General features: G+C 54.0%; 27 protein-coding genes. 12 read left to right on the forward strand and 15 right to left on the reverse strand.

Going from position 1 to position 22,575, the window contains the following annotated elements:
* Positions 1–25 precede the first annotated feature (25 nt).
* The 6 genes from PFER_RS11620 to PFER_RS11645 all read left to right on the forward strand — a co-directional run bounded on the left by PFER_RS11620 (position 26) and on the right by PFER_RS11645 (position 5,293).
* Positions 26–697 (forward strand): hypothetical protein, encoded by a 672-nt coding sequence (locus PFER_RS11620; RefSeq protein ID WP_048152714.1) that lies wholly within the window; start codon positions 26–28, stop codon positions 695–697.
* Positions 698–785: 88 nt separating this feature from the next.
* Complete coding sequence (locus PFER_RS11625; protein WP_048152587.1) at positions 786–1,364, forward strand: winged helix-turn-helix domain-containing protein; 579 nt, start codon at positions 786–788, stop codon at positions 1,362–1,364.
* Between the two features lie 26 nt (positions 1,365–1,390).
* Positions 1,391–1,696 carry a DUF211 domain-containing protein gene (locus tag PFER_RS11630; RefSeq protein WP_048152589.1) on the forward strand — a complete coding sequence of 102 codons (306 nt, stop codon included), beginning with the start codon at positions 1,391–1,393 and terminating at the stop codon, positions 1,694–1,696.
* On the forward strand, positions 1,697–2,263 hold the full coding sequence (locus PFER_RS11635) for an ArsR/SmtB family transcription factor (protein WP_048152591.1): 567 nt from the start codon (positions 1,697–1,699) through the stop codon (positions 2,261–2,263).
* Between the two features lie 151 nt (positions 2,264–2,414).
* Entirely contained in the window at positions 2,415–3,836 is a 1,422-nt protein-coding gene (locus PFER_RS11640; RefSeq protein ID WP_084593965.1) for an alpha-amylase, read from the forward strand.
* Between the two features lie 323 nt (positions 3,837–4,159).
* Positions 4,160–5,293, forward strand: a complete 1,134-nt coding sequence (locus PFER_RS11645) for a hypothetical protein (protein ID WP_048152596.1) — start codon at positions 4,160–4,162, stop codon at positions 5,291–5,293.
* Between the two features lie 60 nt (positions 5,294–5,353).
* Here PFER_RS11645 and PFER_RS11650 read toward each other — a convergent pair whose 3' ends face one another.
* From PFER_RS11650 to PFER_RS11670, 5 genes are all read right to left on the reverse strand, one after another.
* Positions 5,354–5,821 carry a hypothetical protein gene (locus tag PFER_RS11650; RefSeq protein WP_048152597.1) on the reverse strand — a complete coding sequence of 156 codons (468 nt, stop codon included), beginning with the start codon at positions 5,819–5,821 and terminating at the stop codon, positions 5,354–5,356.
* Complete coding sequence (locus PFER_RS11655) at positions 5,814–6,218, reverse strand: hypothetical protein (protein WP_048152600.1); 405 nt, start codon at positions 6,216–6,218, stop codon at positions 5,814–5,816. The genes PFER_RS11650 and PFER_RS11655 overlap by 8 nt, the downstream gene beginning before the upstream one ends.
* A gap of 4 nt (positions 6,219–6,222) precedes the next feature.
* Complete coding sequence (locus tag PFER_RS11660; protein ID WP_245612561.1) at positions 6,223–6,930, reverse strand: hypothetical protein; 708 nt, start codon at positions 6,928–6,930, stop codon at positions 6,223–6,225.
* Positions 6,931–7,106: 176 nt separating this feature from the next.
* Complete coding sequence (locus PFER_RS11665) at positions 7,107–7,736, reverse strand: hypothetical protein (RefSeq protein WP_048152602.1); 630 nt, start codon at positions 7,734–7,736, stop codon at positions 7,107–7,109.
* 9 nt (positions 7,737–7,745) lie between these two features.
* Complete coding sequence (locus PFER_RS11670; protein WP_048152604.1) at positions 7,746–9,188, reverse strand: bifunctional ADP-dependent NAD(P)H-hydrate dehydratase/NAD(P)H-hydrate epimerase; 1,443 nt, start codon at positions 9,186–9,188, stop codon at positions 7,746–7,748.
* A gap of 143 nt (positions 9,189–9,331) precedes the next feature.
* Between PFER_RS11670 and PFER_RS11675 the strand changes: the two genes are divergently transcribed.
* The gene (locus PFER_RS11675; RefSeq protein WP_048152606.1) at positions 9,332–9,553 is read left to right on the forward strand and encodes a hypothetical protein; all 222 of its coding nucleotides are present in this window, start codon (positions 9,332–9,334) and stop codon (positions 9,551–9,553) included.
* Between the two features lie 50 nt (positions 9,554–9,603).
* Here PFER_RS11675 and PFER_RS11680 read toward each other — a convergent pair whose 3' ends face one another.
* The 7 genes from PFER_RS11680 to PFER_RS11710 all read right to left on the reverse strand — a co-directional run bounded on the left by PFER_RS11680 (position 9,604) and on the right by PFER_RS11710 (position 15,492).
* Positions 9,604–10,017 carry a hypothetical protein gene (locus tag PFER_RS11680; protein WP_048152608.1) on the reverse strand — a complete coding sequence of 138 codons (414 nt, stop codon included), beginning with the start codon at positions 10,015–10,017 and terminating at the stop codon, positions 9,604–9,606.
* Between the two features lie 42 nt (positions 10,018–10,059).
* Positions 10,060–10,599, reverse strand: coding sequence for a [protein ADP-ribosylglutamate] hydrolase (locus tag PFER_RS11685; protein WP_048152610.1), 540 nt, complete (start codon positions 10,597–10,599; stop codon positions 10,060–10,062).
* A gap of 11 nt (positions 10,600–10,610) precedes the next feature.
* Complete coding sequence (locus PFER_RS11950) at positions 10,611–11,588, reverse strand: DUF835 domain-containing protein (RefSeq protein ID WP_052696247.1); 978 nt, start codon at positions 11,586–11,588, stop codon at positions 10,611–10,613.
* Entirely contained in the window at positions 11,585–12,859 is a 1,275-nt protein-coding gene (locus tag PFER_RS11695; RefSeq protein WP_048152613.1) for an amidohydrolase family protein, read from the reverse strand. The genes PFER_RS11950 and PFER_RS11695 overlap by 4 nt, the downstream gene beginning before the upstream one ends.
* Positions 12,860–12,925: 66 nt before the next feature.
* Positions 12,926–13,699 (reverse strand): S-methyl-5'-thioadenosine phosphorylase, encoded by a 774-nt coding sequence (locus tag PFER_RS11700; protein ID WP_048152615.1) that lies wholly within the window; start codon positions 13,697–13,699, stop codon positions 12,926–12,928.
* 114 nt (positions 13,700–13,813) lie between these two features.
* Positions 13,814–14,170 (reverse strand): DUF2304 domain-containing protein, encoded by a 357-nt coding sequence (locus tag PFER_RS11705; RefSeq protein WP_342666403.1) that lies wholly within the window; start codon positions 14,168–14,170, stop codon positions 13,814–13,816.
* Positions 14,170–15,492, reverse strand: coding sequence for a glycosyltransferase (locus PFER_RS11710; RefSeq protein WP_048152618.1), 1,323 nt, complete (start codon positions 15,490–15,492; stop codon positions 14,170–14,172). The genes PFER_RS11705 and PFER_RS11710 overlap by 1 nt, the downstream gene beginning before the upstream one ends.
* Positions 15,493–15,603: 111 nt before the next feature.
* Here PFER_RS11710 and PFER_RS11715 point away from each other — a divergent pair, with 111 nt between their 5' ends.
* On the forward strand, positions 15,604–16,506 hold the full coding sequence (locus PFER_RS11715; RefSeq protein WP_048152624.1) for an MraY family glycosyltransferase: 903 nt from the start codon (positions 15,604–15,606) through the stop codon (positions 16,504–16,506).
* Here PFER_RS11715 and cas6 read toward each other — a convergent pair.
* Positions 16,421–17,212 carry a CRISPR-associated endoribonuclease Cas6 gene (cas6, locus tag PFER_RS11720; RefSeq protein ID WP_048152626.1) on the reverse strand — a complete coding sequence of 264 codons (792 nt, stop codon included), beginning with the start codon at positions 17,210–17,212 and terminating at the stop codon, positions 16,421–16,423. The genes PFER_RS11715 and cas6 overlap by 86 nt on opposite strands.
* 215 nt (positions 17,213–17,427) lie before the next feature.
* Here cas6 and PFER_RS11725 point away from each other — a divergent pair, with 215 nt between their 5' ends.
* Positions 17,428–18,624 (forward strand): proteasome-activating nucleotidase, encoded by a 1,197-nt coding sequence (locus PFER_RS11725; RefSeq protein WP_048152628.1) that lies wholly within the window; start codon positions 17,428–17,430, stop codon positions 18,622–18,624.
* 6 nt (positions 18,625–18,630) lie between these two features.
* Here the strand turns inward: PFER_RS11725 and PFER_RS11730 are convergent, their stop codons facing one another.
* Entirely contained in the window at positions 18,631–19,728 is a 1,098-nt protein-coding gene (locus PFER_RS11730; protein WP_048152630.1) for an MFS transporter, read from the reverse strand.
* 93 nt (positions 19,729–19,821) lie between these two features.
* On the opposite strand from PFER_RS11730, the gene PFER_RS11735 reads away from it, so the two are divergent.
* Complete coding sequence (locus PFER_RS11735; RefSeq protein ID WP_048152632.1) at positions 19,822–20,742, forward strand: serine/threonine-protein kinase RIO2; 921 nt, start codon at positions 19,822–19,824, stop codon at positions 20,740–20,742.
* A gap of 41 nt (positions 20,743–20,783) precedes the next feature.
* Positions 20,784–21,263, forward strand: a complete 480-nt coding sequence (locus PFER_RS11740) for a hypothetical protein (RefSeq protein WP_052696248.1) — start codon at positions 20,784–20,786, stop codon at positions 21,261–21,263.
* Here PFER_RS11740 and PFER_RS11745 read toward each other — a convergent pair.
* Positions 21,243–22,169: a radical SAM protein gene (locus PFER_RS11745; protein ID WP_048152635.1), complete on the reverse strand. Its 927-nt coding sequence runs from the start codon at positions 22,167–22,169 to the stop codon at positions 21,243–21,245. The two genes, PFER_RS11740 and PFER_RS11745, sit on opposite strands and share 21 nt — an antisense overlap.
* Before the next feature lie 68 nt (positions 22,170–22,237).
* On the opposite strand from PFER_RS11745, the gene PFER_RS11750 reads away from it, so the two are divergent.
* Positions 22,238–22,575 (forward strand): phosphorylase family protein (locus PFER_RS11750; RefSeq protein WP_048152718.1); only part of this gene is annotated, 338 nt, incomplete at its 3' end.

The raw sequence follows: 22,575 nt of genomic DNA on the forward strand, positions 1-22,575 counted from the left end.
GGAGCGCGTAAATAACGTGAGGCCCATGAAATTAGTGCCCAGTGTGGCTTACCTTCAAATCCACCGGCAGGCGTTTGTCGGGTACTCCATGGCCCTCGGGGGCTGGATAGGGGAGAGACTCCTGAACCAGAGGAGCCTCCCCAGGCCGATATTCTTTTCCCGCGCTCTGAAAAAGCTCAACTTCAAGCTCATGGGCGAGGAGAGGGATGATAACGAGGTAACCCAGTTTTTCACAGGCCGGAACGTTGGGGTGACCGTCTCACACGATCCCTTCCACGACTCCCTTTTCCTCCAGATTTATCCCCTCAAGAGGCGCATCTCCTCGGCGATGACCATCAGAGCTCAGTACATAGAGTTCTACGACCAGTTTGTGGTCTCCATAGAGCCGGCCCAGAAGCTCCCGAGGGGGATAAGGAGCCTCGGAATAAACCCTCTAATCCTCGAGGATGACTACCCGCTGAGCGTGCCCTACTGGGGCATGGTGCACGAGGACTGGGAGAACGACCTCAAGATTCTCGTTATGGTCGATGAGGTGTTCCACGAGCTGCGCGAGAAGGAGTACCGTTGCCCGGTCTGCTTTTCTCCCCTCCGTATAGAAGGAAACGCCCTGAAATGCGACACCTGCGGCTTCACGTTTACGGATGAGCTTGGCTTTCAGGATGTTCTTGAGAGTGTGGAGGAAGAGCTCGCTTTCTGAAGCGGGTGCAAAAGTTCGGAGTTGGAGCGAAAGAGTTATAACACATAACGTTAAAATGCCTATTAGAACGCTAAAATAGGTGAGCGCCATGAAGAGGAAGGTTAAAGTTATTACGGACCCTGCGGTCATTAAGCTGATGCTGGAGGACACAAGGAGACAGATTCTCAGGCTTCTCCGCGATAGGGAGATGACCATCTCCCAGCTTTCCGAGATACTGAAGAAGACCCCCCAGACGATATACCACCACGTCGAGAAGCTCAAGGAAGCTGGACTGGTCGAGGTCAAGAGGACGGAGATGAAGGGCAACCTCGTGGAGAAGTACTACGGAAGGACTGCGGATGCCTTCTACATAAACCTCTACCTCGGAGATGAAGAACTCCGCTATCTGGCCCGCTCGAGGCTCAAGACCAAGCTCGAGATATTCAAGGCCCTCGGGTATGAGTTCGATGACGAGGAGCTCCTCGACGTGATGGACAGGCTCCTTGAAAAGGAGCACGAGGTGAAAACGAAGGTCTCAAAGATGATAGAGGAGAACGAGGACAAACTAAGGGACTTCTCAAATGAGGACATAATCCACGCGATAGAGTGGCTCGCCAGCGCCGAACTCTCCCGTGACGAGGAGTTCAAGGAGCTTTCCACTAAGCTCGGTGAAATCCTTAAAAAGTGAGCACTTAACGTTAGACGGTGGAAGGAATGGCAAAGGGTATAAGGCTTCTCGTCCTGGACGTGCTCAAACCGCACCAGCCCATAGTGACGGAGCTTGCAATAGGTCTCAGCGAACTCAGGGGCGTCGAGGGAGTCAACATAACGCTCGTTGAGATAGACAAGGAGACGGAGAACGTCAAGATAACCATAGTCGGCGACGACCTCGACTACGAGGAGATAGTGAGAACCATAGAGGAGTTCGGCGGTGTGGTTCACAGCATAGACATGGTTGCCGCGGGTAAGAGAATAATCGAGGAGAGCGAGACGCCACAGGACAGGCTGGAGGAGTACTGAGTGAGGGAAGTCCTGATTATTACGGAGCCCGAGAAGGTTAAGCTGCTCTCCGACCAAACGCGCTTCCGGATAGTCAGCCTCCTCAGGGAAAGGCCCATGAGCGTGGGCGAACTTGCGGAGCTCCTCGGAAAGGACCGCTCCACAGTGCACCGCCACATAAAAGCCCTTGAGGACGCGGGCTTCGTGGAGGAGATTGGAAGGGAAGGCATCGAGCGCCTCTACACGAGAACGGCGAGGCTCTTCCTCCTCAAACCCTTCGGGGAGGAAGAGGACATAGTAGCGTTCAGGATGCACTACCTCCAGGTGGAGGCCGAGCGCCTCTACAACCTCCTCAAAAAGGCAGGCTTTGATATCAGGGACAGGGAGGAATTCATAGAGCTGACGAGGGAAGTCCTGAAGAACATAGAAGACCTGGCGAGGGAGCCATTGAAGAGACTCGAAGGCGTTGATCTCACGGAAATTGAGCTCTTCCACGTCCTCAATATACTCGTGTTCCTCGAGTCCTGCGAGCTCTGCGAGAAGGCTAGGCGGGCAAGGGAACTCCTCGGTATCGGGGAACTTAGGTAACATTTTTCACTTACTATTTTACCTCTTAGTCAGTCACAGGAGTTCCCTTCTCCGTGCTTTTGCATTTTTCGGTCCATGTGTCACACTATGTTGGCTAATGTCCATGACTTTGCATCCGTGCCCAAAAATGGAAAAGTTTAAATATTCACCCATGGTGATATATTTTTTGACAGTGATGTTTGGGGTGTGTAAAATGGGGACAAAACTTAGAATCGCAGCCGTTTTCGTGGCCCTCGTGCTCTTCATGGGGGCCTTTGCGGTTCCAGCGAGGGCGGACACCCTCGAGGACGGCGGGGTAATAATGCAGGCATTCTACTGGGACGTTCCCGAAGGAGGAATATGGTGGGACACGATAAGGAGCAAGATACCCGACTGGGCGGGCGCGGGCATATCCGCCATATGGATTCCGCCCGCGAGCAAGGGGATGAGCGGTGGATACTCAATGGGCTACGACCCCTACGACTTCTTTGATCTCGGCGAGTACAACCAGATGGGAACTGTTGAGACTCGTTTTGGCTCAAAGCAAGAGCTTGTGAACATGATAAACACGGCCCACGCCTACGGCATAAAGGTCATAGCGGACATCGTCATAAACCACCGTGCCGGCGGAGACCTCGAGTGGAACCCCTTCGTTGGGGACTACACCTGGACGGATTTCTCAAAGGTCGCATCGGGTAAATACACCGCCAACTACCTCGACTTCCACCCCAACGAGGTCAAGTGCTGTGATGAAGGCACCTTTGGAGGCTTCCCTGACATTGCCCACGAAAAGAGCTGGGACCAGTACTGGCTCTGGGCGAGCAGTGAAAGCTACGCCGCCTATCTCAGGAGCATCGGCGTTGATGCCTGGCGCTTCGACTACGTGAAGGGCTACGGAGCGTGGGTAGTCAATGACTGGCTGAACTGGTGGGGCGGCTGGGCCGTCGGAGAGTACTGGGACACGAACGTTGACCTGCTCCTCAGCTGGGCCTATGACAGCGGTGCAAAGGTCTTCGACTTCCCGCTCTACTACAAGATGGACGAGGCCTTCGACAACAATAACATCCCAGCCCTAGTTGATGCCCTCCAGAACGGAGGAACCGTCGTCTCCCGTGATCCCTTCAAAGCCGTTACATTCGTTGCCAACCACGACACGGACATAATCTGGAACAAGTACCCTGCCTACGCGTTCATCCTCACATACGAGGGTCAGCCGACTATCTTCTACAGGGATTACGAGGAGTGGCTCAACAAGGACAGGCTCAAGAACCTTATCTGGATACACGACCACCTCGCTGGGGGAAGCACGAGCATAGTCTACTACGACAGCGACGAGCTCATCTTCGTTAGAAACGGCTACGGAAGCAAGCCTGGACTTATAACTTACATCAACCTTGGCTCGAGCAGGGTCGGAAGGTGGGTGTACGTTCCCAAGTTCGCGGGTTCTACAATTCACGAGTACACGGGCAACCTCGGGGGCTGGGTTGACAGGTCGGTTGACTCAAGCGGCTGGGTTTATATCGAGGCACCGGCATACGACCCGGCCAACGGGGAGTACGGCTATACAGTTTGGAGCTACGCCGGCGTGGGGTGATCACCTTTCTCTTTTCTTTTGTGTTGTCACGGAATTGTCGTGAACCATTCTGGATGTATATCATCAGCAGTTGGAATTGAAACCGAAATCTTTTAAAGCTTAAAATTTCTTTTTTTGGTGGTATATTGCAAGCGCATCAGGTGATTCCATGAGGAGAGTGTTTATCTTCGCCTTGCTCCTCTTTGGTGTCTTGATTTCCCCTCTGCAGGTTCAATCTCCCATTCAATCACTAATGCGGATGATCCGGGGACATCGTTGGGGGAGAGATAAACTGCATCCCACAAACCGTTGATATTCACGATGCTGTAGTGTGTGATGTCAGATTGCACCTAACAAAGAATGAAAGCGTGAACCTAAAGCTTGAGGGAATCTACCTCAATGGGAAACTTGTGTGGAGTCAAAATATTTCCTCCGAAGCTGTTCGAGTCATAAATCCTCAGGTATCTCTTGGGCCTACTAACGTAGAGGGGAGCGTTACCATAGTTATTACTCTGGACAATGAACTTGCGGATTCTTACTCCGGAAAGCCCGTCTTCGATTCATACCTGAACAAACTTGCAGGGAGGACGTTTACCATCACTGCCACAATTGATGGTATGAAAAATCCTATTGCCGGAACTTTCAGGGTGAAGAAGCTGGGCTACTGGGACTTATTAAAGGGAACCCTGTTATACATGTCTATGCTTGGTATAGGAATTGTGTTTGCCTTTGGCCCAACATGGGGTCATTCCCTGGGAGCTGGGATATTCTCCTTTGGCCTGGTTGTGTATCTCGCCAAAATGGCCTCGGAATTCCAGTGGATTCTCCGCTACGGGGGCTCTCCGGACTTTGTGCTTTTTGTACTGCTCCTTCCTTGGGTGGCCCTCACAGCACTCCTGATGATAAAAAATCGCTCAGGTGGCATAATTGGCCTTTTCCTGTGGATGGGCCTTTTGGTTGCCTCCAAGTATGGAGACAACGGGTGTGTTATGGCCTTTGTCTTTTCAATCACCCTCTGGACGCTTGTGGAGACCCATCTTTTTTCACTCGGCTTTTACAAGGTTTCCCGTGGAACGCTTTTTGAAATGGGCACGGTTATCCTTATGCTTCCGTATGCAGTCCCTCTAATGTACTGGGGCTTGGGGAAACTGCCAGGATGGGATTTCTGGGTACTGGCAATCTCATTTTTTGCCTTTGGAGCTTTAATGAAGGGTGAATACCTCTCAGTTACCGGCAAAAACCTATACCCAGTTGTTTATCCATCTTTCTTGATAGCTTTTGCATTCACTCAATCTCTCTGCTCTATAGCCTACCTGCTCCCTGCATTCAGGGTTCATCAGATTTCGAAGATGTTCCTTGAGAACTGGGGAGAGTTCGTCAAAGATGACCGAGAATTACAAAGTGAGAGCAGGCGAAGCCTCTGCTCGTTCATCTATCCCAAAAAGAGGCACAGACAGAAAAGGAAACAAAAATTATGAACTATCCCCATGATTTTTGGAATGGCTGTTGTCTTGTTCCAACTAGTCTGCTAACGCACGTCATAGGGGAGGGGGGAATAGGAGGCAAGCAGTTATTCCCGAAATAGCGCTTGTAATCCGAACTAAATACTTCCTTTTTGGTGAGTTATGGGATAAAATAACCCCAAGTCTATAGTATGAGATAATAAGAGCAATTAATAATGACCCCTGCTCGATGACCCCCCTAATGGTGTAGAGCCCGGGAAAGATTAGGTTGGCGAATCTCAGGATGAGGGCAACAACTCCATAAAGCGCAGCGGGCTTAAAATACTCCACAACATTCGCCGTCAGCGTAATAGTCGACCTTAGAATGCCCTTCAAAATACAAAGGGGATTATCAAAAATATCATTCCTCGGATAGTGTATCCAATGCTCGATGCTAAAAACAGCAAGGTAATTCCCGCGTGCCCAAGTGATGCCCCCCATGTTGAAATAGAAAATATTTGAGGCAGATAAAACATCCACGCATACATCGGAATCTTCAGCCATTTTGAGCTTCTAAACATTGGTTCCCCTCCATTAGGTTGTCAAGGTGATATAAGATGGGGAGAATGATGAAAAGCGATGTCCATCCTACGATGGGTCTCGTCAAGTAACTTAGCAGTGCAGGCGTAATTGAGAGTAGGGCTCCGGCAGTTAATACGCCTGTTATCCTAAGGAACACTCTGAGGGCCGTTTTGGTTTCGTCCGTCTTGACCACCCGGGTGGTGTAACGTTCATATGCTAGGGTACCAGCTAGGAGGAGAAGTGCCACTCCCACCGGGATTATTATAGCGTACACAAAAGCATCCACAATGCTCCCTATATTATTTCTCCCCCAAGTTATTCCCACCAACAATGTTAACGAGAGAAAAAAACAAACAGAAAAGAATCGGAGGATTTTCATATAATCACCCCACATAGACGAACCCGATATCCGCATTAACCCCGGTTTCTATTATTGTCACTATAAGTCCAATGAAGTTTGAGCTTAGTGCGAGGCGTTTGAGAGCACTTAGACTAAACGTTGTCCCTAGGGATTCAACCAGCTTTTTAATGCCGTAGAAGCTGAAAGCGAGTTTTCCGGCATCACCGAAAGATGACATTGATGTCCCAATGGTTCCAATAACCGTCCAGCCTTTCCGTGTGAATCTTGTTGGAAGCCTGACACCAACCTTCCATGTCAACCATCCCTCCTTCTTGAAGTGGAAGGAGTTTTTCATGAGCCATGGTCCAAGGTACTCGACCTTCTTGTACTCATTTGAAAGTATTCTCTTCCCATCCAGATCGGTAGCTTCCTTGAGGTTTACTTGAGCACTTTCTGGGAATATTACAGCGAACTGATACTGGCCGCTAAGTGGAATTCTGTAGTATTTAACCTCGACAGTATAATACCTTCCCCTTTGAACTTTCCAGACATCTATCTTTCTAAGCGGCCCATGAAGCGGGACAGAATAGTGCGTGGCTCCAACTATGGACATTGAGACATAGGAACCAAAGCCTACGCCGCTCTCAGGCTTTACATGTTTCCTCAGAAATGGCATTGCCATGGCGCTTCCTGCTGTCACTCCGACCATCATCAAAGCCAGGAAGATTGCCATTAATGGCTTCCACTTCACCAGCTTCACCTCCTGAAGTGTTCATGCTAATCAAAACATTTAGTCTTTAAAAATTTTTCTATTAATTAGTAAATAGTAAACTGTCGATTATGTAATATTAAAACTGCCAATAATTGTTCAATATGGTATGAAAAGAGAAGTAAATAGTTCATGATGTGCTGTGGCTGACCGTTGGCTCACCCACATGAACTCAAAATCCTGAAGACCTCATCCGTTAGATAATCGCCTTTCACCCTATCAACTGGGAATTCAACCGTCCCGTTTTGCGTTTCAATCCTCACCAAGACATCGTAGGGCCTCCCCCTCACTTCGACGGTCTCTTTCACGCAGGTGGTCTCCTTCGCGGCCCTGAACTCAAAGATGAGTACCGCCTTTCTCTCGAGGCTGTAACCTGTGTAGGTGGCGTTGAGGCAGCCTGTTAAAGTTATGCTTCTTGTTAAAGCCTCATCAAGGCTTTCGTAGCAGTTCCCTCTGCGGAAGACGAAGGGCCCTTCACCATTATTCGCCCGGCAGTAGAGCGTGGAGCCGTTCTCAAGTTCTATGATGGTATAATCAGGAGGAGCCTCAAAGGTCTCGTTGATGTCCCAGACTCTCTTTCCTTTAGAGGACTCTTTGAAACGGAAGACCGCAACGTGGGTCACGTCGTTCGGATAACCGGGAAGGAAATCCGTGCCTTTAAACTCGACCGGTTCGGGGAACTCCGCGTGCAGCTGGACTAAGTACCTCTCGGGGGATGAGAGGAAGAGGAGAAAGGCGATAGGTACGATGAAGATGAAAAAGAGGGAGGGTCCAAGGGGCCGCTTCATGAGACCACCTCAGAACTCCAGCACCCACTTCACGGCATAAGGAATCTTTTTGGCAACATCAAAGGCGGTGAAGTTCTCTTCCATCTCCTCCGTCACCATGTCGCCGGCGAGGCCGTTGAGGAAGGCCCCAACCGATGCTGCCCTCAACGGGGAGTTTCCGAGTGCAAGGAGTGCCCCAACCAATCCAGCTAAAACGTCCCCCGTTCCGCCCGTCGTCATGCCCCTGTTGCCGGTCTTGTTGTACTTCCAAACCTTTCCGTCGCTTATGATGTCGTAGGCCCCCTTGAGCAGGATTGTACCTCCAATGGTCTTGGCCTTCTCCACCACAAGCTTTGCCCTCTCTTCAAGGCTTCCTTCGGGGTTATCCCCAAACAGTACCCTGAACTCGCCGGCGTGGGGTGTCAACACGAACTTCCTGCCCTTAAGGACGTCTAAGTCCTCGGCAATGGCCTTTAAAGCGTCGGCGTCTATGACTAGGGGCTTCTCACACCAGCGGAGGAACTCAAGGACGAACTCTTTCGTTTTAGTCTTCTCTCCGATTCCCGGGCCAATAACGACTGCATTAACACCGTCAGCTATTGCCAGAACGTCCTCCACGTCTTCCTTCGTGAAGTTCCTACCCTCAAAGGGGCGCAGGATTAGGTTGGGATCGTTTATTCTTCTCGCCGAGTACTCGGGCATCGCGAGGTAGACAAGATCCACAAGGTAGCTCGCCGCCTTAGCCGCCAGATAAGGGGCCCCGAAGTAGTCCTCGCTCCCGCCGACCACGAGAAGCTTCCCGTTCTGGCCCTTGTGTTCGCCCTTCTTCCTCAGCGCGAACTTAGCATCGCCGGGCCCCACGAGGTGGTAGAGCTCCCTTGGGTAGCCTATCTTTGCTATGACGCGCTCAAAATCCTGGTATTCCTCTTTGTCCCACTGGAACGTAACCGCAAAGTCGCAATCGACGCGAACCCCACTCGGGTAGCCGCTCGGGAGGTCTACGCTCACGATCTTAGCCTTCCTGGCGTACTCGTTTATCTTCTCGATGGCACTCCTTATCGGCTCCCTCGGCTCACCCTTAGTCCCTGCCCCGAGGAGCGCATCCACTACCACGTTAAAGCCGGAGAGGTCGAGAGGGCGGATCTGAGAGGAGTCCTTAAGAACCTTGATCCTCACGAAGTCGAGTTTCCTAAGAGTCTCCCAGTTGTGGCGAGCTTCTTCGCTCCTTATCTTTGCCTCATCGCCGACGAGGAAGAGTGTAACCTCATTCTCAAAGCTGAGGTACCTTGCAGCAACAAAGCCATCGCCGCCGTTGTTGCCCGTTCCGGAGAAGACCGCTATTTTAAGGCCCCTCCCAAAGCGCTCCTCGATGGTTCTCGCGACTCCCGCTCCCGCGTTCTCCATTAGCTGGTGAGGGAGTATACCCAACCACTTCGCGTTTATATCCCAGATGTAGACGTCCTCAATTCTCATGATTACCCCCGCTGGATTCTATGGCGTGAAGGGTTAAATCCTTTTGCCGCAGTTCCACCGGCTCGAGGGTCAAAAGGGTTTCCAAAGTTTATTATTATGATGAAGGCGATGTGAGAGTATAAGCCTCACCCGTGGAGATGCCCATGACAAGCCGTCCCCCAAAATGGGTTGAAGAGCATCCTGTTCTGACCTTCTACGTCATGGCCTTCGCCATCTCGTGGGCGGGCTACCTTCTAGGGCTGGCCTACACATATGACCTCTTCCCGTTTCAGAGTGCGCTTTTCTTCGCGGTCGGCGGCGTGGGGCCGGCTTTTTGGGAGAAGGAGTGGATGTCCCGGAGGTCATCCCCTACACGGCCCTTGTGACGTTGGTCGCAGCGGTTATCGTCGTGGCCCCCTTCGGGTGGGAGAACCTCTCACGCTCCGGAAGAACTGCGAGCAGTGCTTAGAGCAAGCCCAAAGCCCGCCAGGGCTGCCAGGTACCAGGGGATGACAAACAGCGTCAGGCCCAACGAAACATGGGCGAAAGGCGCGTAGGGTAGATCAAACAGGAGTGCCGCGCCAAAGTAAGCCAACAGGGTTTTTAGGGGGAGGACTCCCCTCCTGAGCGTCACCACGAGGTAAACTTCCAGGGCACCCATGAGGAGGATGTAGCCCGGGATGGTAAACCTCGGCCGGGGTAGCTTCATTAGAAGGGGAACGTTGTAAAAGAGCACTATTCCAAGAGTGTCCATCGCCGAGATGAACCGAAAGGCGAGCCGGAACATCAGTAAGAGCGGGAGCCATGGTGAAGGCCTTTTTCCAGCTTTGTTCATGTTCATGGAATCCATGTTATCATTCCCACCGCCCGAGTGGGACTTTAAATCGAAGGGTTAGGAGCAGACCTCCAGAGCCCTTCTGTAGGTATCCTCCGAGTACAGCACGAGGTAGACCCTCTCGACGCTCCTCGCTTCCTTCTCAAACTCCTCGACGACCCTTTTGAAGATCTTCACGACCTCCTCAAGCGGACAGCCGTAGATGCCGGCGCTTACCGCCGGAAAGGCTATGCTCTTAACACCGAGCTCCTCCGCCTTCCTCAGCGCCCCAAGGATCGCCCTCTTAAGCTTCTCCTTCTTCCCCTCGTCCCAGAGGCCACCGCAGTAGGGTCCAACAGTGTGGATGACGTAGCGGATGCCGTACTTCTCGAGCCTCATGGCAGGTGTCACGACGACCTCCCCGTGCTCGATGTGGTCTTTTCCAAGCTGCTCGCGCATGGCCTCCTTGCTTATCCTCACGTACTCGCGGGCGTTTCCGGCTGCGGCTTTTGCTATCGCGTAGGCAACGCCTCCACCGTGCTCCAGATAGCGGTTGGCGGCGTTGACTATGGCCTCGGCCGGAAAGCGGGTTATGTCGCCCCTTACCACCTCCAGCATCGCCCATCCCCTCACTCTTCGTTCCCCACAAGCCGCAGGAGGAAGTTCTTCTCCTTTTCGGATAGGCCCTTGAGGTCACTTAGAATCACGACACTGGCCCCGTGGAGGATGGCATAGTCCCTGAGCGTTGAGAGGAACTTCGCCACGGTGTTGAAGCCGTTCTCGAGTATCAGGTACTCCACGCCCTCCACAACGATGAGGGGCCGCTTGCCCTCGTCACTGGCGCGCCTCATAAACTTAAGGGCGATGTCAAGTATTTTCGGCAGGTTCGTTGGTGAGACGGCATTCTCTTCGGTGGCCTTTGTTATCCAGAACCAGTTGGGACCGTTATCGCGCCGTCGGGAGAAAACGAGGGCATGCCTGAGGATATCGCGGGATATCGTGGGGAGGACCACCATTCCGGTGGGGAAGTCGGGGGGCGCGTTCTCAACCTCGAAGGATCCCTTGAACGTTGTGCCGATGAGGTGTCTCGTGGAGACGTAAGCTGCCAGAAGGGCCACGAGGCTCGAGAGTACGTGGAGTGTCCTTGGTTCCCCGAGTATGCCAACGATCCCCGCCATGACGCCAAAGATTCCCTCCAACAGGCCTATCTGGACAAGCTGGCCCTCGCGGCTCATTATCAGAAAGGCCGAGGCAATCACAATGGACGCCGCTATCAGCGAAAGGGCCCCCACTTCGTGGGCGGGGGTTAGGAAGAGCAGGGCCGCTATCGGAAGGAACGAGAAGAACTTCAGTTCGAGGTGGTAGGGGACGGGCTTGAGGAGCTCCTCCCCCATCTTTATGTTGCCCAGCCACAGGAAGAAGGCGAAGAAGGCGATGCTTATTTTGTACACCTCGTCAGCAGGGCGGAGGTGGTGTATCGCGAGGGTAAGCCAGCCGAAGGAGTAGTAGAGGAGAGATTTCCTCTCCGTGGTGTAGTAGCTGTAGAACATAATGACGTACGCCACGAGAAATGCAACACCGATTACCATGTCACCGTAACCTATCAACCCAACCCCTCCATGGCTTTCTCCACGAGGGAGAGTACCTTCTCCTCGTCAAGCGTTAGTACTTCGCGGTCGAGCATTATAATCTTTCCGTCCACTATGGTAGTTTCCACGTCGTTGCCGCTGGCCGAGTAGACCATGTGGCTTACCACGTTGTTTACGGGCCTGAGGTGGGGCTGGGAGAAGTTTAGTATGGCGATGTCCGCGAGGTAGCCCTCCTTTATGGCTCCCGCATTTAGGCGGAGTGCCCTGGCACCGTTGAGGGTCGCCATCCCGAAGACGGTCTTTGCATCGGCCACCGTCGGGTCGAGGTTGTGCACCTTGTGGAGAAGCGCTGCAAGCTTCATCTCCTCGAGCATGTCGAGGTTGTTGTTGCTCGCGGCACCGTCGGTGCCGAGGCCGATGTTAACTCCCGCGTTCAGGAGCTTTCCTATGGGCATGACGCCGCTGGCAAGTTTCATATTGCTCCCCGGGTTGTGGGCGACGGTAACACCGTGCCTGGCCAGAATCTGAACGTCCCTGCTGTCGAGCCAGACGCCGTGCGCTATGATGACGTCGCTCCCAAGGAAGCCGATGTCCTCAAGCAGGACAACGGGGCTTTTTCCGTAGCGCTCCTGGATTCTCCCGACCTCGCTCATGGTCTCGCTCACGTGAATCGTTATGAGCTTCCCGTGCTCGTCTGCGAGCTTTCTCACCTCTTTAAGCAGGGCTAGGGAACAGGTGTACGGCGCGTGCGGCCCGAAGACGAAGTGAACCCTCTCAGATTTAAGACCTTCTATGGCTTCCATCTCTCGGAGGGCCTCCCTCAGCTCCTTCTCCGTCCTGTCCGGATCGCCGAGGTCTATCATGCCGTAGGAAAGGTAGCCCCTAAGGCCGCTCTCGAGGACTGCCTCGGCCACCTTGTCCATGTGGAAGTACATGTCCAGGAAGGTCGTCGTCCCGCTCTTTATCATCTCAAGGGCGCCGAGGTAGGCACCGACCTTAATGGTTTCCTTCGTCAGCTTGGCCTCCTTCGGCCAGATGTGCTTTTCGAGCCACTCCATAAGCGGCAGATCATCCGCTAAGCCCCTCAAGAGGCCCATCGGGGAGTGCGTGTGGAGGTTCACGAAGCCGGGGGAAACTACCCTCCCTTTGGCGTCTATAACGGTGTCGACGGCCTCGTCTATGTTCCTGGCGACCTTGGTGATGGTGTTGCCCTCGATGAGAACGTCCGCCCTAACGACATCAAAGTTCTCGCCGTAGATGACGTGTCCGTTCTTGATGAGAATGCTCATGACTATCACCTCTTTTTAAAGAATTATGTTTCCGATGGAAGTTAAAAAGGTGACGGAAGAAGAGGATCAGACAAACATCGTCTTCAGCACATCGGCACAGCCGCAGTGCCTCTCCTCCGGAATCCTTGGGATGGCCTTCTTGAGGAGCTCCTGAACCTTGTAGTTGTTCTCGGCCATGACCTTGAGGACCTCCTGGGCATCCACCGGCTTGTCGGCCCAGACGTCGTAGTCAGTGACGGTCGCTATGTTGGCATAGCACATTCCGAGCTCCCTAGCGAGGTTTATCTCCGGGACGAGGGTCATTCCGATAATATGGGCGTACTGCCTGAACATGAAGCTCTCGGCGCGGGTTGAGAATCTCGGTCCCTCGATGCAGACGTAGGTGCCCTTCTCGTGCACCGGGAAGCCGAGCTCTTTAGCAGTCTCGTAGAATATCTTTCTCATCTCGGGGCAGAAGGGGTCAGCCATGGAAACGTGGGCAACGCGCGGCCCGTTGTAGAAGGTGTAGTCGCGCTTTTTAGTGAAGTCAATGAACTGGTCGGTTATGACGATGTCGCCCGGCTTGTACTCCTCACGGAGCGAGCCGACGGCGGTAACCCCTATAACCCTCTCGACGCCGAGCTCCTTGAGCGCCCAGATGTTGGCCCTGTAAGGAACCTCGTGCGGCGGAAACTCGTGGTGCTTGCCGTGTCTCGGGATGAAGGCCACCTCAACGCCCTCTATCTCTCCAATTTCCACCGGAGCCGACGGTCTGCCGTAGGGAGTGTGCACCTTAACGGTCTCCTTGGGCTCGAAGACGCCGTAAACGCCTGAACCGCCGATGATACCAATCTTCACCATAGACATCACCCTGATAAAATAGGGGCCGGGTTATTTAAGGATTGCCTCCTCGGTGAAATGTGCGGCCCAAAAGAGAATGAAAGGAGCATAGCCATGAAATTCGGCGGCGGAGCTTTATTTTTCAAGCTTCTCCCGCAGCTGTTCCATCTCTATCCCGAAGTTCCTCGTGAGTTCCGTAATCTCCCGCTCAAGCCTGTCCACTGCCAGGTAGAGCTTGAAGAGGAGGATGTAGGCAAAGCCTATGGCCACGAGGAAGAGCGAATCGAGTCCCCTTCCGAGGCCGAGGATGTTGCGTATCTCCATTGAAATCTTCACTGGAAAGGCTGCGATGATAAGCATCACGAGCAGGAGCGACTCCCAGAACAGGAAATCGCGCCAGTCGAACTCCTTCTTTCCGTACTTGCCGAGGACGTAGAGCATCAGGCCGATTATTATCACGAAGGCAATGTACTGGGCAACATACATATCCATCACCTCAGCTTATCCAGCATTAGATTGAGGGCGATTTTGATACCTTCGAGCACGTTGGTTCCTTTTTTCATTGCGTATTCGGTGTAGACCGCCTTTATTGGCACCTCGATGATTCTGCACTTGGCCTTTGAGACCTCGATTATTATCTCGCTCGAGACGGCGTAGCGGTCGCAGGTTATCCTCACCTTTGAGGCACACTCCCGGTTAAAACATCTCAGCCCGCTCTGGCTGTCGCTAACGTACCTGGCCGCGAACAGGGCGGTGATAGAGTCGAGGACGAAGTTGCCGAAGCGCTTGACGAAGGGCATCTCGCTGACATCACCCTTGAGGCGGGAGCCGACCGCGAAGTCCGCCCTCCCCTCAGCCACGGGGGCCATCACGCGGAGGGCATCGCTTACCAGGTGCTGACCGTCGGCATCGAAGGTTACTATGAGCTCCGCACCGCGTAGGAGGGCGTATTTTATGCCGGTCCCCAGGGCCCCACCTAGGCCGCGGTTGATTAGGTGTCTGACCACCCTCACGCCCTTTGAGCGCGCTATCTCCTCCGTTCTATCGCGGGAGCCATCGTTGACCACTATGACCTCTTCGGGCCTGAAGTACTCGAGGAGCGAATCGAGCACGCCCCCTATCGTCCTCTCCTCGTTGTACGCGGGAACCACTACGTAGGCGTTGAGGAGGCGTCTGAGGAGTTCCCTTGCCTGGATCAAATCATTTACCTCAAAGGTGGGCCTCTCCGCGATTTGAAAGCTCATTCTCCCGCTCTCGTGGCCCGTTATCATGACGCTGAGTGCCCCCACGCGGTTAGCCGGTATCACGTCGTAGCCATGATCTCCAACCACGACGGTCTTCGATGCCGGAACGCTGAATTCCTCCATGATCGCCCTGAGCTGCCCCTCGTTTGGCTTCACGTCCTCGATGGGAACATCGTCCCTCGCGGAGACCAGGTCAAAGAACCTCATGAGGCCGTGCATTTCGAGGGCCTTGAGGGCGGCTTCCCGGGGGCTTCGCGTCATCAGGGCAACTTTTACACCGTTCTCTTTCAGAAAGCTGAGAAGTTCCCTCGCTCCATCAAAGGGATAGCTCTCCTCCATGCGCTCCACTTCAAGGTCTATCAGTATTCTGTGTAGCTCATCAAAGCTTCTGCCGGTTTCCTTCGCTATTCTCTCGAGGTTCTCGTACATCGGGGTTAAGTCTCCCACCCTCTCCTCGCTTATGCCGAGGGATATCAGCCTCTGCCTGAGCTCCTCCTTTATCTCCTGAAAGGGTTTTGGCGCCCCTATGAGGGTTCCGTCGAGGTCAAAGACCACCAGTCTTATGTCCATGCTGCTCACCCTTTACGCGCGCTTTTCTATAGGGGAATGGGGTTTAAATGACCTTCGCCGGTTCCGAAGGGTTTATCTACCTTACACTCCTTCACCCCGTGGGGATGAAAAATGCTGTGGTTTTCACCGGTTGCGGGTTTTTTCCTCTCGCTAGCCCTTACACCGTACGTTGCATCGCTCATGCGGAAGGCGGGGATAGTTGGAAGGGACGTCCACAAGCTCGACAGACCGGAGGTACCGGAGATGGGGGGGCTGGCGCTTCTCATTGCCCTGCCCGTGGCTCTCCTTCCAGCACTCGGTGGTGCCCTCGACGTTGCGCTCCTCACGTTCCTTCTCTTCGGTGTGGTGGGGGTTATAGACGACCTCGTCGCGCTGAAACAGAGCCACAAGGTGGCGCTCTCACTGCTTGCCGCTTTACCCGCTGTTACCCTACCCTCCCACAACGTTGACGTCTTCGGGGTTGAAATTGGCCTCGGCCTTCTCTTCCCCATCATGGCGGTCCTCTTCATCGCGGGCTCGGCCAACCTCGTCAACATGCTCGCTGGCTTCAACGGGCTTGAGGTCGGCACTTCCGCCATAGTCCTTGCCTTCATTGCCCTCATGACGGGAGGAGAGGCGCGTCTCCTTGCCCTAACGGGGATGGCCGTTGCCCTTGGCCTTCTGTGGTGGAACCGCTATCCTGCGAGGGTTTTCCCGGGCGATACGGGCACTTTGAGCCTTGGGGCCCTCATAGGGCTTGCCGCCATAATAGGGGGCGTTGAAGCCTACGCGGTGGTACTCTTGGTTCCACATGCCGTTGATTTCCTACTCAAAACGAGGGTCCGCTTCCAGGGGAAGGCACGTGGCGGGGCAAAAATAAGGGAAGATGGAACGCTGAGTCCCCCTCCCTACACGAGCTTTCTGGGGATGATAATGCGCACGGGTAGACTCACCGAAAGAGGCCTGGTGTTTCGGGTGTGGTTCCTTGAAGTGCTTCTTGGCCTTCTGGCTTACTCTCTTCGTCTATTACTTTGACCATACCAAAACCAAAGCGCGTCTTGTCGCCGAAGCCGTTCGCATACCCGAACTCCGCAATCTCAAGGCTGCCGTAATACCTGAAAACGATGAGAGAGCCGCGGTAGTACGCGTCCTTTACCTTTATCCTCACGGGCTTGTGCTTTATGACGCTTATCATGAAGTCCTTTTCTGAGGGCATCTCCCCCATCAGCTCGGAGTAGCGCATCAGCATGACTTTTCTCAGCTTCTCCTGGTACTGGGGATCCGTGGGGTAGAGGTCCCATATCTTCATCCTGTTGTTCTCAAGCTTTATGGTGCGAACTATTATGGGGCTCAGCGTTGAGAGGAGCATCCCGTCCCGTATCTTTGGCTCCTTGAGAACCTTTATCTTGGAAACGTAGAGCTTGAGATCCTCGATGAGCATGAGGGGGTTCTCCATGAAGCCCTCCGCGATGGCCTTTATGACATCGGGGGAGAAGGAGGAAACGTAAAGGCAGACATCGTCGGATAGAATCTGTATTCCCCTGTCGGGCAGGAGCTTCCTTGAGCGCACCATTATGCGCGAGAACGTGAAGTAGTCAAGGGGATTGGACTGGATTACCTCCGCAAGTTCCGGAGATGAAAGGCTTATCTTACTCATTAACTGGCTGTACACGTCGTAGTTATAGTTGAACGGCAGGATTGCCCCTTCCCCTTCGGGCTTGAATTTTATCTCTATCCTCATTCCCCGCCCCCCATGATTGTACATTATGATATACTTCTCCACCGGATACTATTTGTAATACGTCCTAATTGTTAATAAACGTTTCGTAAGATACAAAACGTGCCATTAGCTGGCTGGGGCAACATTAAGCGCAGCCCAATGAACAGGTTTATAAGGGGTTATGAGTGGATAAGGTTAAAAGCTGTTCTGGGATAGTAAGTATAGGAGGGGTAAATATGAGCTTTGAAGATGATGTGAAGGTTGGGGATACGAATTACGATGATTACGTTATCTTCCTAAAAAGGCGCATAAGGCAGCTGGAACTTCAGGTGAGGACTCTGGAGGCGGATAAGGAGAGACTGGAGCGCGAGTTATCCCGCCTTAGAATGGAGATGTCCAGGATGAAACAGCCACCTGCTTTTGCAGGCACGCTCCTAGAGCTCCTTGACGATGAGAGGGCAATAGTGCAGAACTTCAATGGCCCACGCTTCGTCGTCAGGATAGCACCGTGGATAGAGCGCGATAAGCTTAAGCCAGGCTCAAGAGTAGCGCTTGACCAGAGGACGATGGCGGTCATAGAGCTCCTTCCGAGCCAGAAGGACCCGAGCGTCCTTGGATTTGAGGTCATTGAGAGACCGAAGGTCACCTACAGGGACATAGGTGGGCTCAGGCATCAGCTCAAGGAACTCAGGGAGGCCGTGGAGCTCCCGCTCAAGCATCCGGAGCTCTTTGAGAGGGTTGGAATAGATCCGCCCAAGGGGGTGCTCCTCTACGGGCCACCCGGCTGTGGTAAGACCCTCATGGCCAAGGCCCTCGCGAACGAGGTCAACGCGACCTTCATCAGGGTGGTCGGAAGCGAGCTCGTGAGGAAGTACATAGGCGAGGGGGCGAGGCTCGTGGGTGAGCTCTTCGAGCTTGCCAAGGAGAAGGCTCCTACCATAGTGTTCATAGACGAGATTGACGCGGTGGGAGCAAAGAGGATGGACGAAACGACAGGCGGCGAGAGAGAGGTAAACAGGACGCTCATGCAGCTCCTCGCTGAGATGGACGGCTTCGACCCGAGGGGCAACGTCAAAATCATAGCGGCCACCAACAGGCCGGACATACTCGACCCGGCACTCCTGAGACCCGGAAGGTTTGATAGGCTCATAGAGGTTCCGCTACCGGACTTCGAGGGAAGGCTTGAAATACTTAAGGTCCACACGAGGAAGATGAACCTCAGGGACGTTGACCTCAGAGCCCTCGCCGGAATGACGGAGGGGGCGAGCGGTGCCGACCTCAAGGCCATCGTTACCGAGGCAGGAATGTTCGCCATAAGGGCGAGGAGGGAGTACGTTACCCACGAGGACTTCCTTAAGGCCATAGACAAGGTTCTTGGAAGCGAGCAGAAGCTGGCCCAGCAGATAGCCATACACGAGGTAATGTACGGCTGAGCCTCCCTACCTCTTTTCTTTCATGATTATACCGAGGGCGAGAAGGTAGAGGGCCGGAAGGGCGAGGAAAGCCATCTTGTAACCAAAGGCATCTATAAGAAGGCCCAGGGAGTAGGGGCCCACCGTTGCTCCAAAGAAGCCTGCCATGTTCACGAAGCCCATGACGGAACCCCTGTTCTCATCCGTGGCAAGTTCGGCGGTGTAGGCGGTAACGATCGGCCCGATGGCGTAGAAGAATACGCCGAGGATGGGCACAACCTGGGGGAGGGTGCTAACTGTCAGGAGTAAAATCAGGAGTGCGGTGAGTCCTATGGCCATCTCCGTGCTCTTTCTGCCGAGTCTGTCGTAGAGGGCACCCCCACCGAGGGAACCCGCTATGCCCGCTATCGAGAGGGCCGAGAAGTAGAGGGATGCTTCCTCAACGCTCCGGCCCATGCTGACGAAGAAATCGGGCAGAAATGTTAAGGTGGCAAAAAAAGCGGCGAGAATTGCAAAATTTGCCACCCCAAGCGGGAGCAGGTGCCTCGGAATGGTGGCCTTTGCCTTCTCACCCCTTTTCGTATCGCAGCGAACGCCGAAGAGGAGGGCCAGCCCGATTAGAGCGCTCGCGATGGACGTGACGACAAAGGCCCAACGCCATCCGAGGGAGAGCGCTACAGGAAGGGCTATCAGCGGTGCTAAACCGCTTCCTACGGGCGGTCCAACCATGAACAGGCCGAGGGCGGAGCCCTTCTTCCTCCCGTAGACCTCGCTGATGAGGGCCGTTGCGGGTGCATAGTATAGGCCAGCAAAGAGGCCATAGAGGGCCCTAAAGCCTATTACGTGCCAGTAGTTTCTCCCAAAGAGCATCAGGGCGCTTGAGAGGGAATAGCCCAGTATGCTCATCACGAGAACCCTTTTCCTCCCAAAGCGGTCGCCGAGGTAGCCGGCGGGCACCTGGATGAGCGCGTAGGGGAGGAGGAGCGACGTCATGAGGAGGCCCGCCTGAGCGTTGTTTATCCCGAACTCTACCTTGATGAGGGGGATTAGCGGCGGGACTATCATTCTGTGCACATAGTTGAAAATCCATCCGAGGGAGAGTACGATGAGGAGCCGTCGCCTCATGGTTTAGACTGGACGTTGTGCGTTTAAAAATGTATCGAAGTGAAGCACCGCATTATTTAAAAGTCCTGATGGGAGTTTAAGCCGGGAGCGAAGATGGTAACCAAACTGCTGGCCCTAGAGGTTTACCCCCAGCTCAAGGACGTTGACTTTCGCGTGCTTAGAGGGGTAGAGCTGAATATGCGGCACTACGAGTGGGTGCCCCTGGAGAGAATAGCGAGCTTCACACGCATGGAGATAGGGAGCGTATCCCACAGACTGGGGAAGCTCGATAACTGGGGCCTCGTGATGAGGAGGAGCGACCTCGGCTACATAGGCTACCAGCTGACGAGCCACGGTTACGACGCCCTCGCCATCAGGGCGCTCTCGAAGAAAGGGGTGATAGAGGCAATAAGCACCACGCAGATCGGCGTGGGGAAAGAGGCGGACGTTTACGTTGGAATAACGCCAGAAGGCCGGGAGGTGGCGGTCAAGTTCAACCGCATAGGCAGAACCAGCTTCACCAAGATAAAGCTCTACAGGAACGAGTTTAAGGACAAGAGGCACATCTCGTGGCTTTACGTCTCCCGCCTGGTTGCGGAGAGGGAGTACGAGGCACTGAGGCTTCTCTCACCCATAGCAAAGGTACCCGAGCCCGTGGCGTGGAACAGGCACGTCCTCGTCATGGAGTTCATAGACGGCGTTGAGCTCGTGGATCTGAGGGACACGGACCTGACCACGGAGGAGGCGGAGGAGATACTCGAGAGAATACTCGAAGAATACCGCAAAATCGTGGCCTTCGGGATAGTGCACTCGGACATGAGCCTCTACAACATAGTCCTCCGCGACGATGGGGACATACTCATAATAGACTGGCCCCAGTACGTCACGACCGCATTTCCCGAGGCGAGGTTCTACCTTGAGCGCGACCTTAGGGTGCTCTTGAACTCCTTTGAGAGGAAGTGGCGCGTGAAGAAGGAATGGGATGAGGTGTGGCCGTCCTTTGAGGAGGCCTTTCTGGAGAGCCTCGGGGAATAGGTTAATATACTTCCCGCCCCAATTGTATGTGGGGAGCGAGAATGGAGACGGAGATATCAACCCTCTTTAAGGAGGCCTACGAGGCCCTTAACAATCAGGACTACGAGAGCGCGAAGAGAAAATTCGACAGGATTATGGAGCTCAGCAGGGGAAGGTTCCCCGAGGCCTATTTTGAGGCATGTTTCAAGCTTGGGGACGTCTTTTTCGAGGAGAACAACTACCGGGGATTTTTCAAGTGCTCAATGAGGGCACTCAAGCACGTCTACGGCACGGCACTCTACGAACAGGGCGTTAACCGGATGAAACACGTCCTCTACATAATAAAGCACAACGAGGCCCTCCCCCAGCTCGCCGAGAACATGGATCCCCTTTTGGTTCAGATGAAGGAACGTCCGGACCTCTACAACTTCGTCCTTGCCGTCACGATGCTCGCCGCGGGAAAGAGGGAAGAGGCGAGGGAGATCGCCTCGGCCATAGGCGATAAAAAGCTCGCAGCCATTTTAGAGGAACTTTTTGAGTAATTCTTCTCCTTTTTCGGGCCGTGCTGGGAAGTTGTAGGGCTCTTTTCCTGGCTTTTCGTTGTAATACGGCCTGTTGCAGCCTGGGCATCCGTGGGTCATGAAAGCCACAGGGTCAACCTTTTCCTTCAGGTCATTGAACCCCACGAGCTCCTCACCATCAAACTCGAGCTCATCAACACGGGCGAGGCCGTTCCTTATGAGGTAGTGGGCGGCCTGTATTCTGCGGTAGCGCTCGAGAGGCGGAGGAGAGAGGGACTCGAGGCGCGTGCCCTTTATCGGTGTGAAGGCAAACAGGGAGACGCTTCCCCCCATGTCGTAAACCCTCTGGATGGTCTCGAGGGCCTCCCTGTCCGTCTCTCCCAGGCCTATTATTATGTGCACGAAGGCACTGCCGGGCCCAAAGACCTCCAGAACGTCCCGTGTGAATGCCCACATGTCATCCCAGCCGTAGAGGGAGTCCTTGATGATGGGATATATCCTCTCGGCCGAGGCGTCGAGCCCAACGCCGATGTAGTCAACGCCGAGCTCTTTCAACTCCACGAGCGTCTCTCTGGGCACAGGGGTTATCGAGACGGAGGTGGGTAGATTGAGGGGCTGGAAGGCTTTAAGGAGCTCCTTAACATCCTCAACCATTCCGGGATAGTCAATGGTCTGAAGGCATATCCTCGCGAAGTTCCCCCGTTTGAGGCCATCCAAAACATCTTCGAGCTCAAAGGCCGGCCAGGTAACCCTTGAAAGGCGCTTTACATCGGCGTTGCTCTCCCTCGCCTGCGGACAGAAGGCGCAGTTGTTCCTACAACGACCGTCGTGGTAAGTCATAAGGTAAGCTGTGAAGGGCCTCGCGAGCATCCTGCCCCTCTTAAGGCCCATCTGAATCGCGGTCCCGTATGAAATCCTAATCTTCATACTCCCACCGCCCGATGATGGGGAAGAACATATATAGGTTTTTGGGAGATTTAGTGAGGGGGATGGTTATGAAAAAGTTCGTTTCAGCTGAAAGACCGCAGACGGAGGAAGGGATGCAGTACCACATAGCCTGCAAGCCCGGTGACGTTTCAAGGTACGTTCTCCTTCCCGGTGATCCGGAGAGGGTTCCCAAGATAAGCTCGCTTTGGGACGAGGCGAGGGAAATCGCCTTCCACCGGGAGTACAGGACGCACACAGGAAAATACAAAGGCGTTCCAATAAGCGTCACCTCTACGGGAATAGGTGGCCCATCAACGGCCATAGCGATTGAGGAGCTGGCTGCCATTGGAGCGGACACCTTCATACGCGTGGGCTCTACAGGCGCCATCCAGCCGGGAATGGAAAT

It is taken from the genome of Palaeococcus ferrophilus DSM 13482, from assembly GCF_000966265.1.
GTDB classification, from domain to species: Archaea; Methanobacteriota_B; Thermococci; order Thermococcales; family Thermococcaceae; genus Palaeococcus; species Palaeococcus ferrophilus.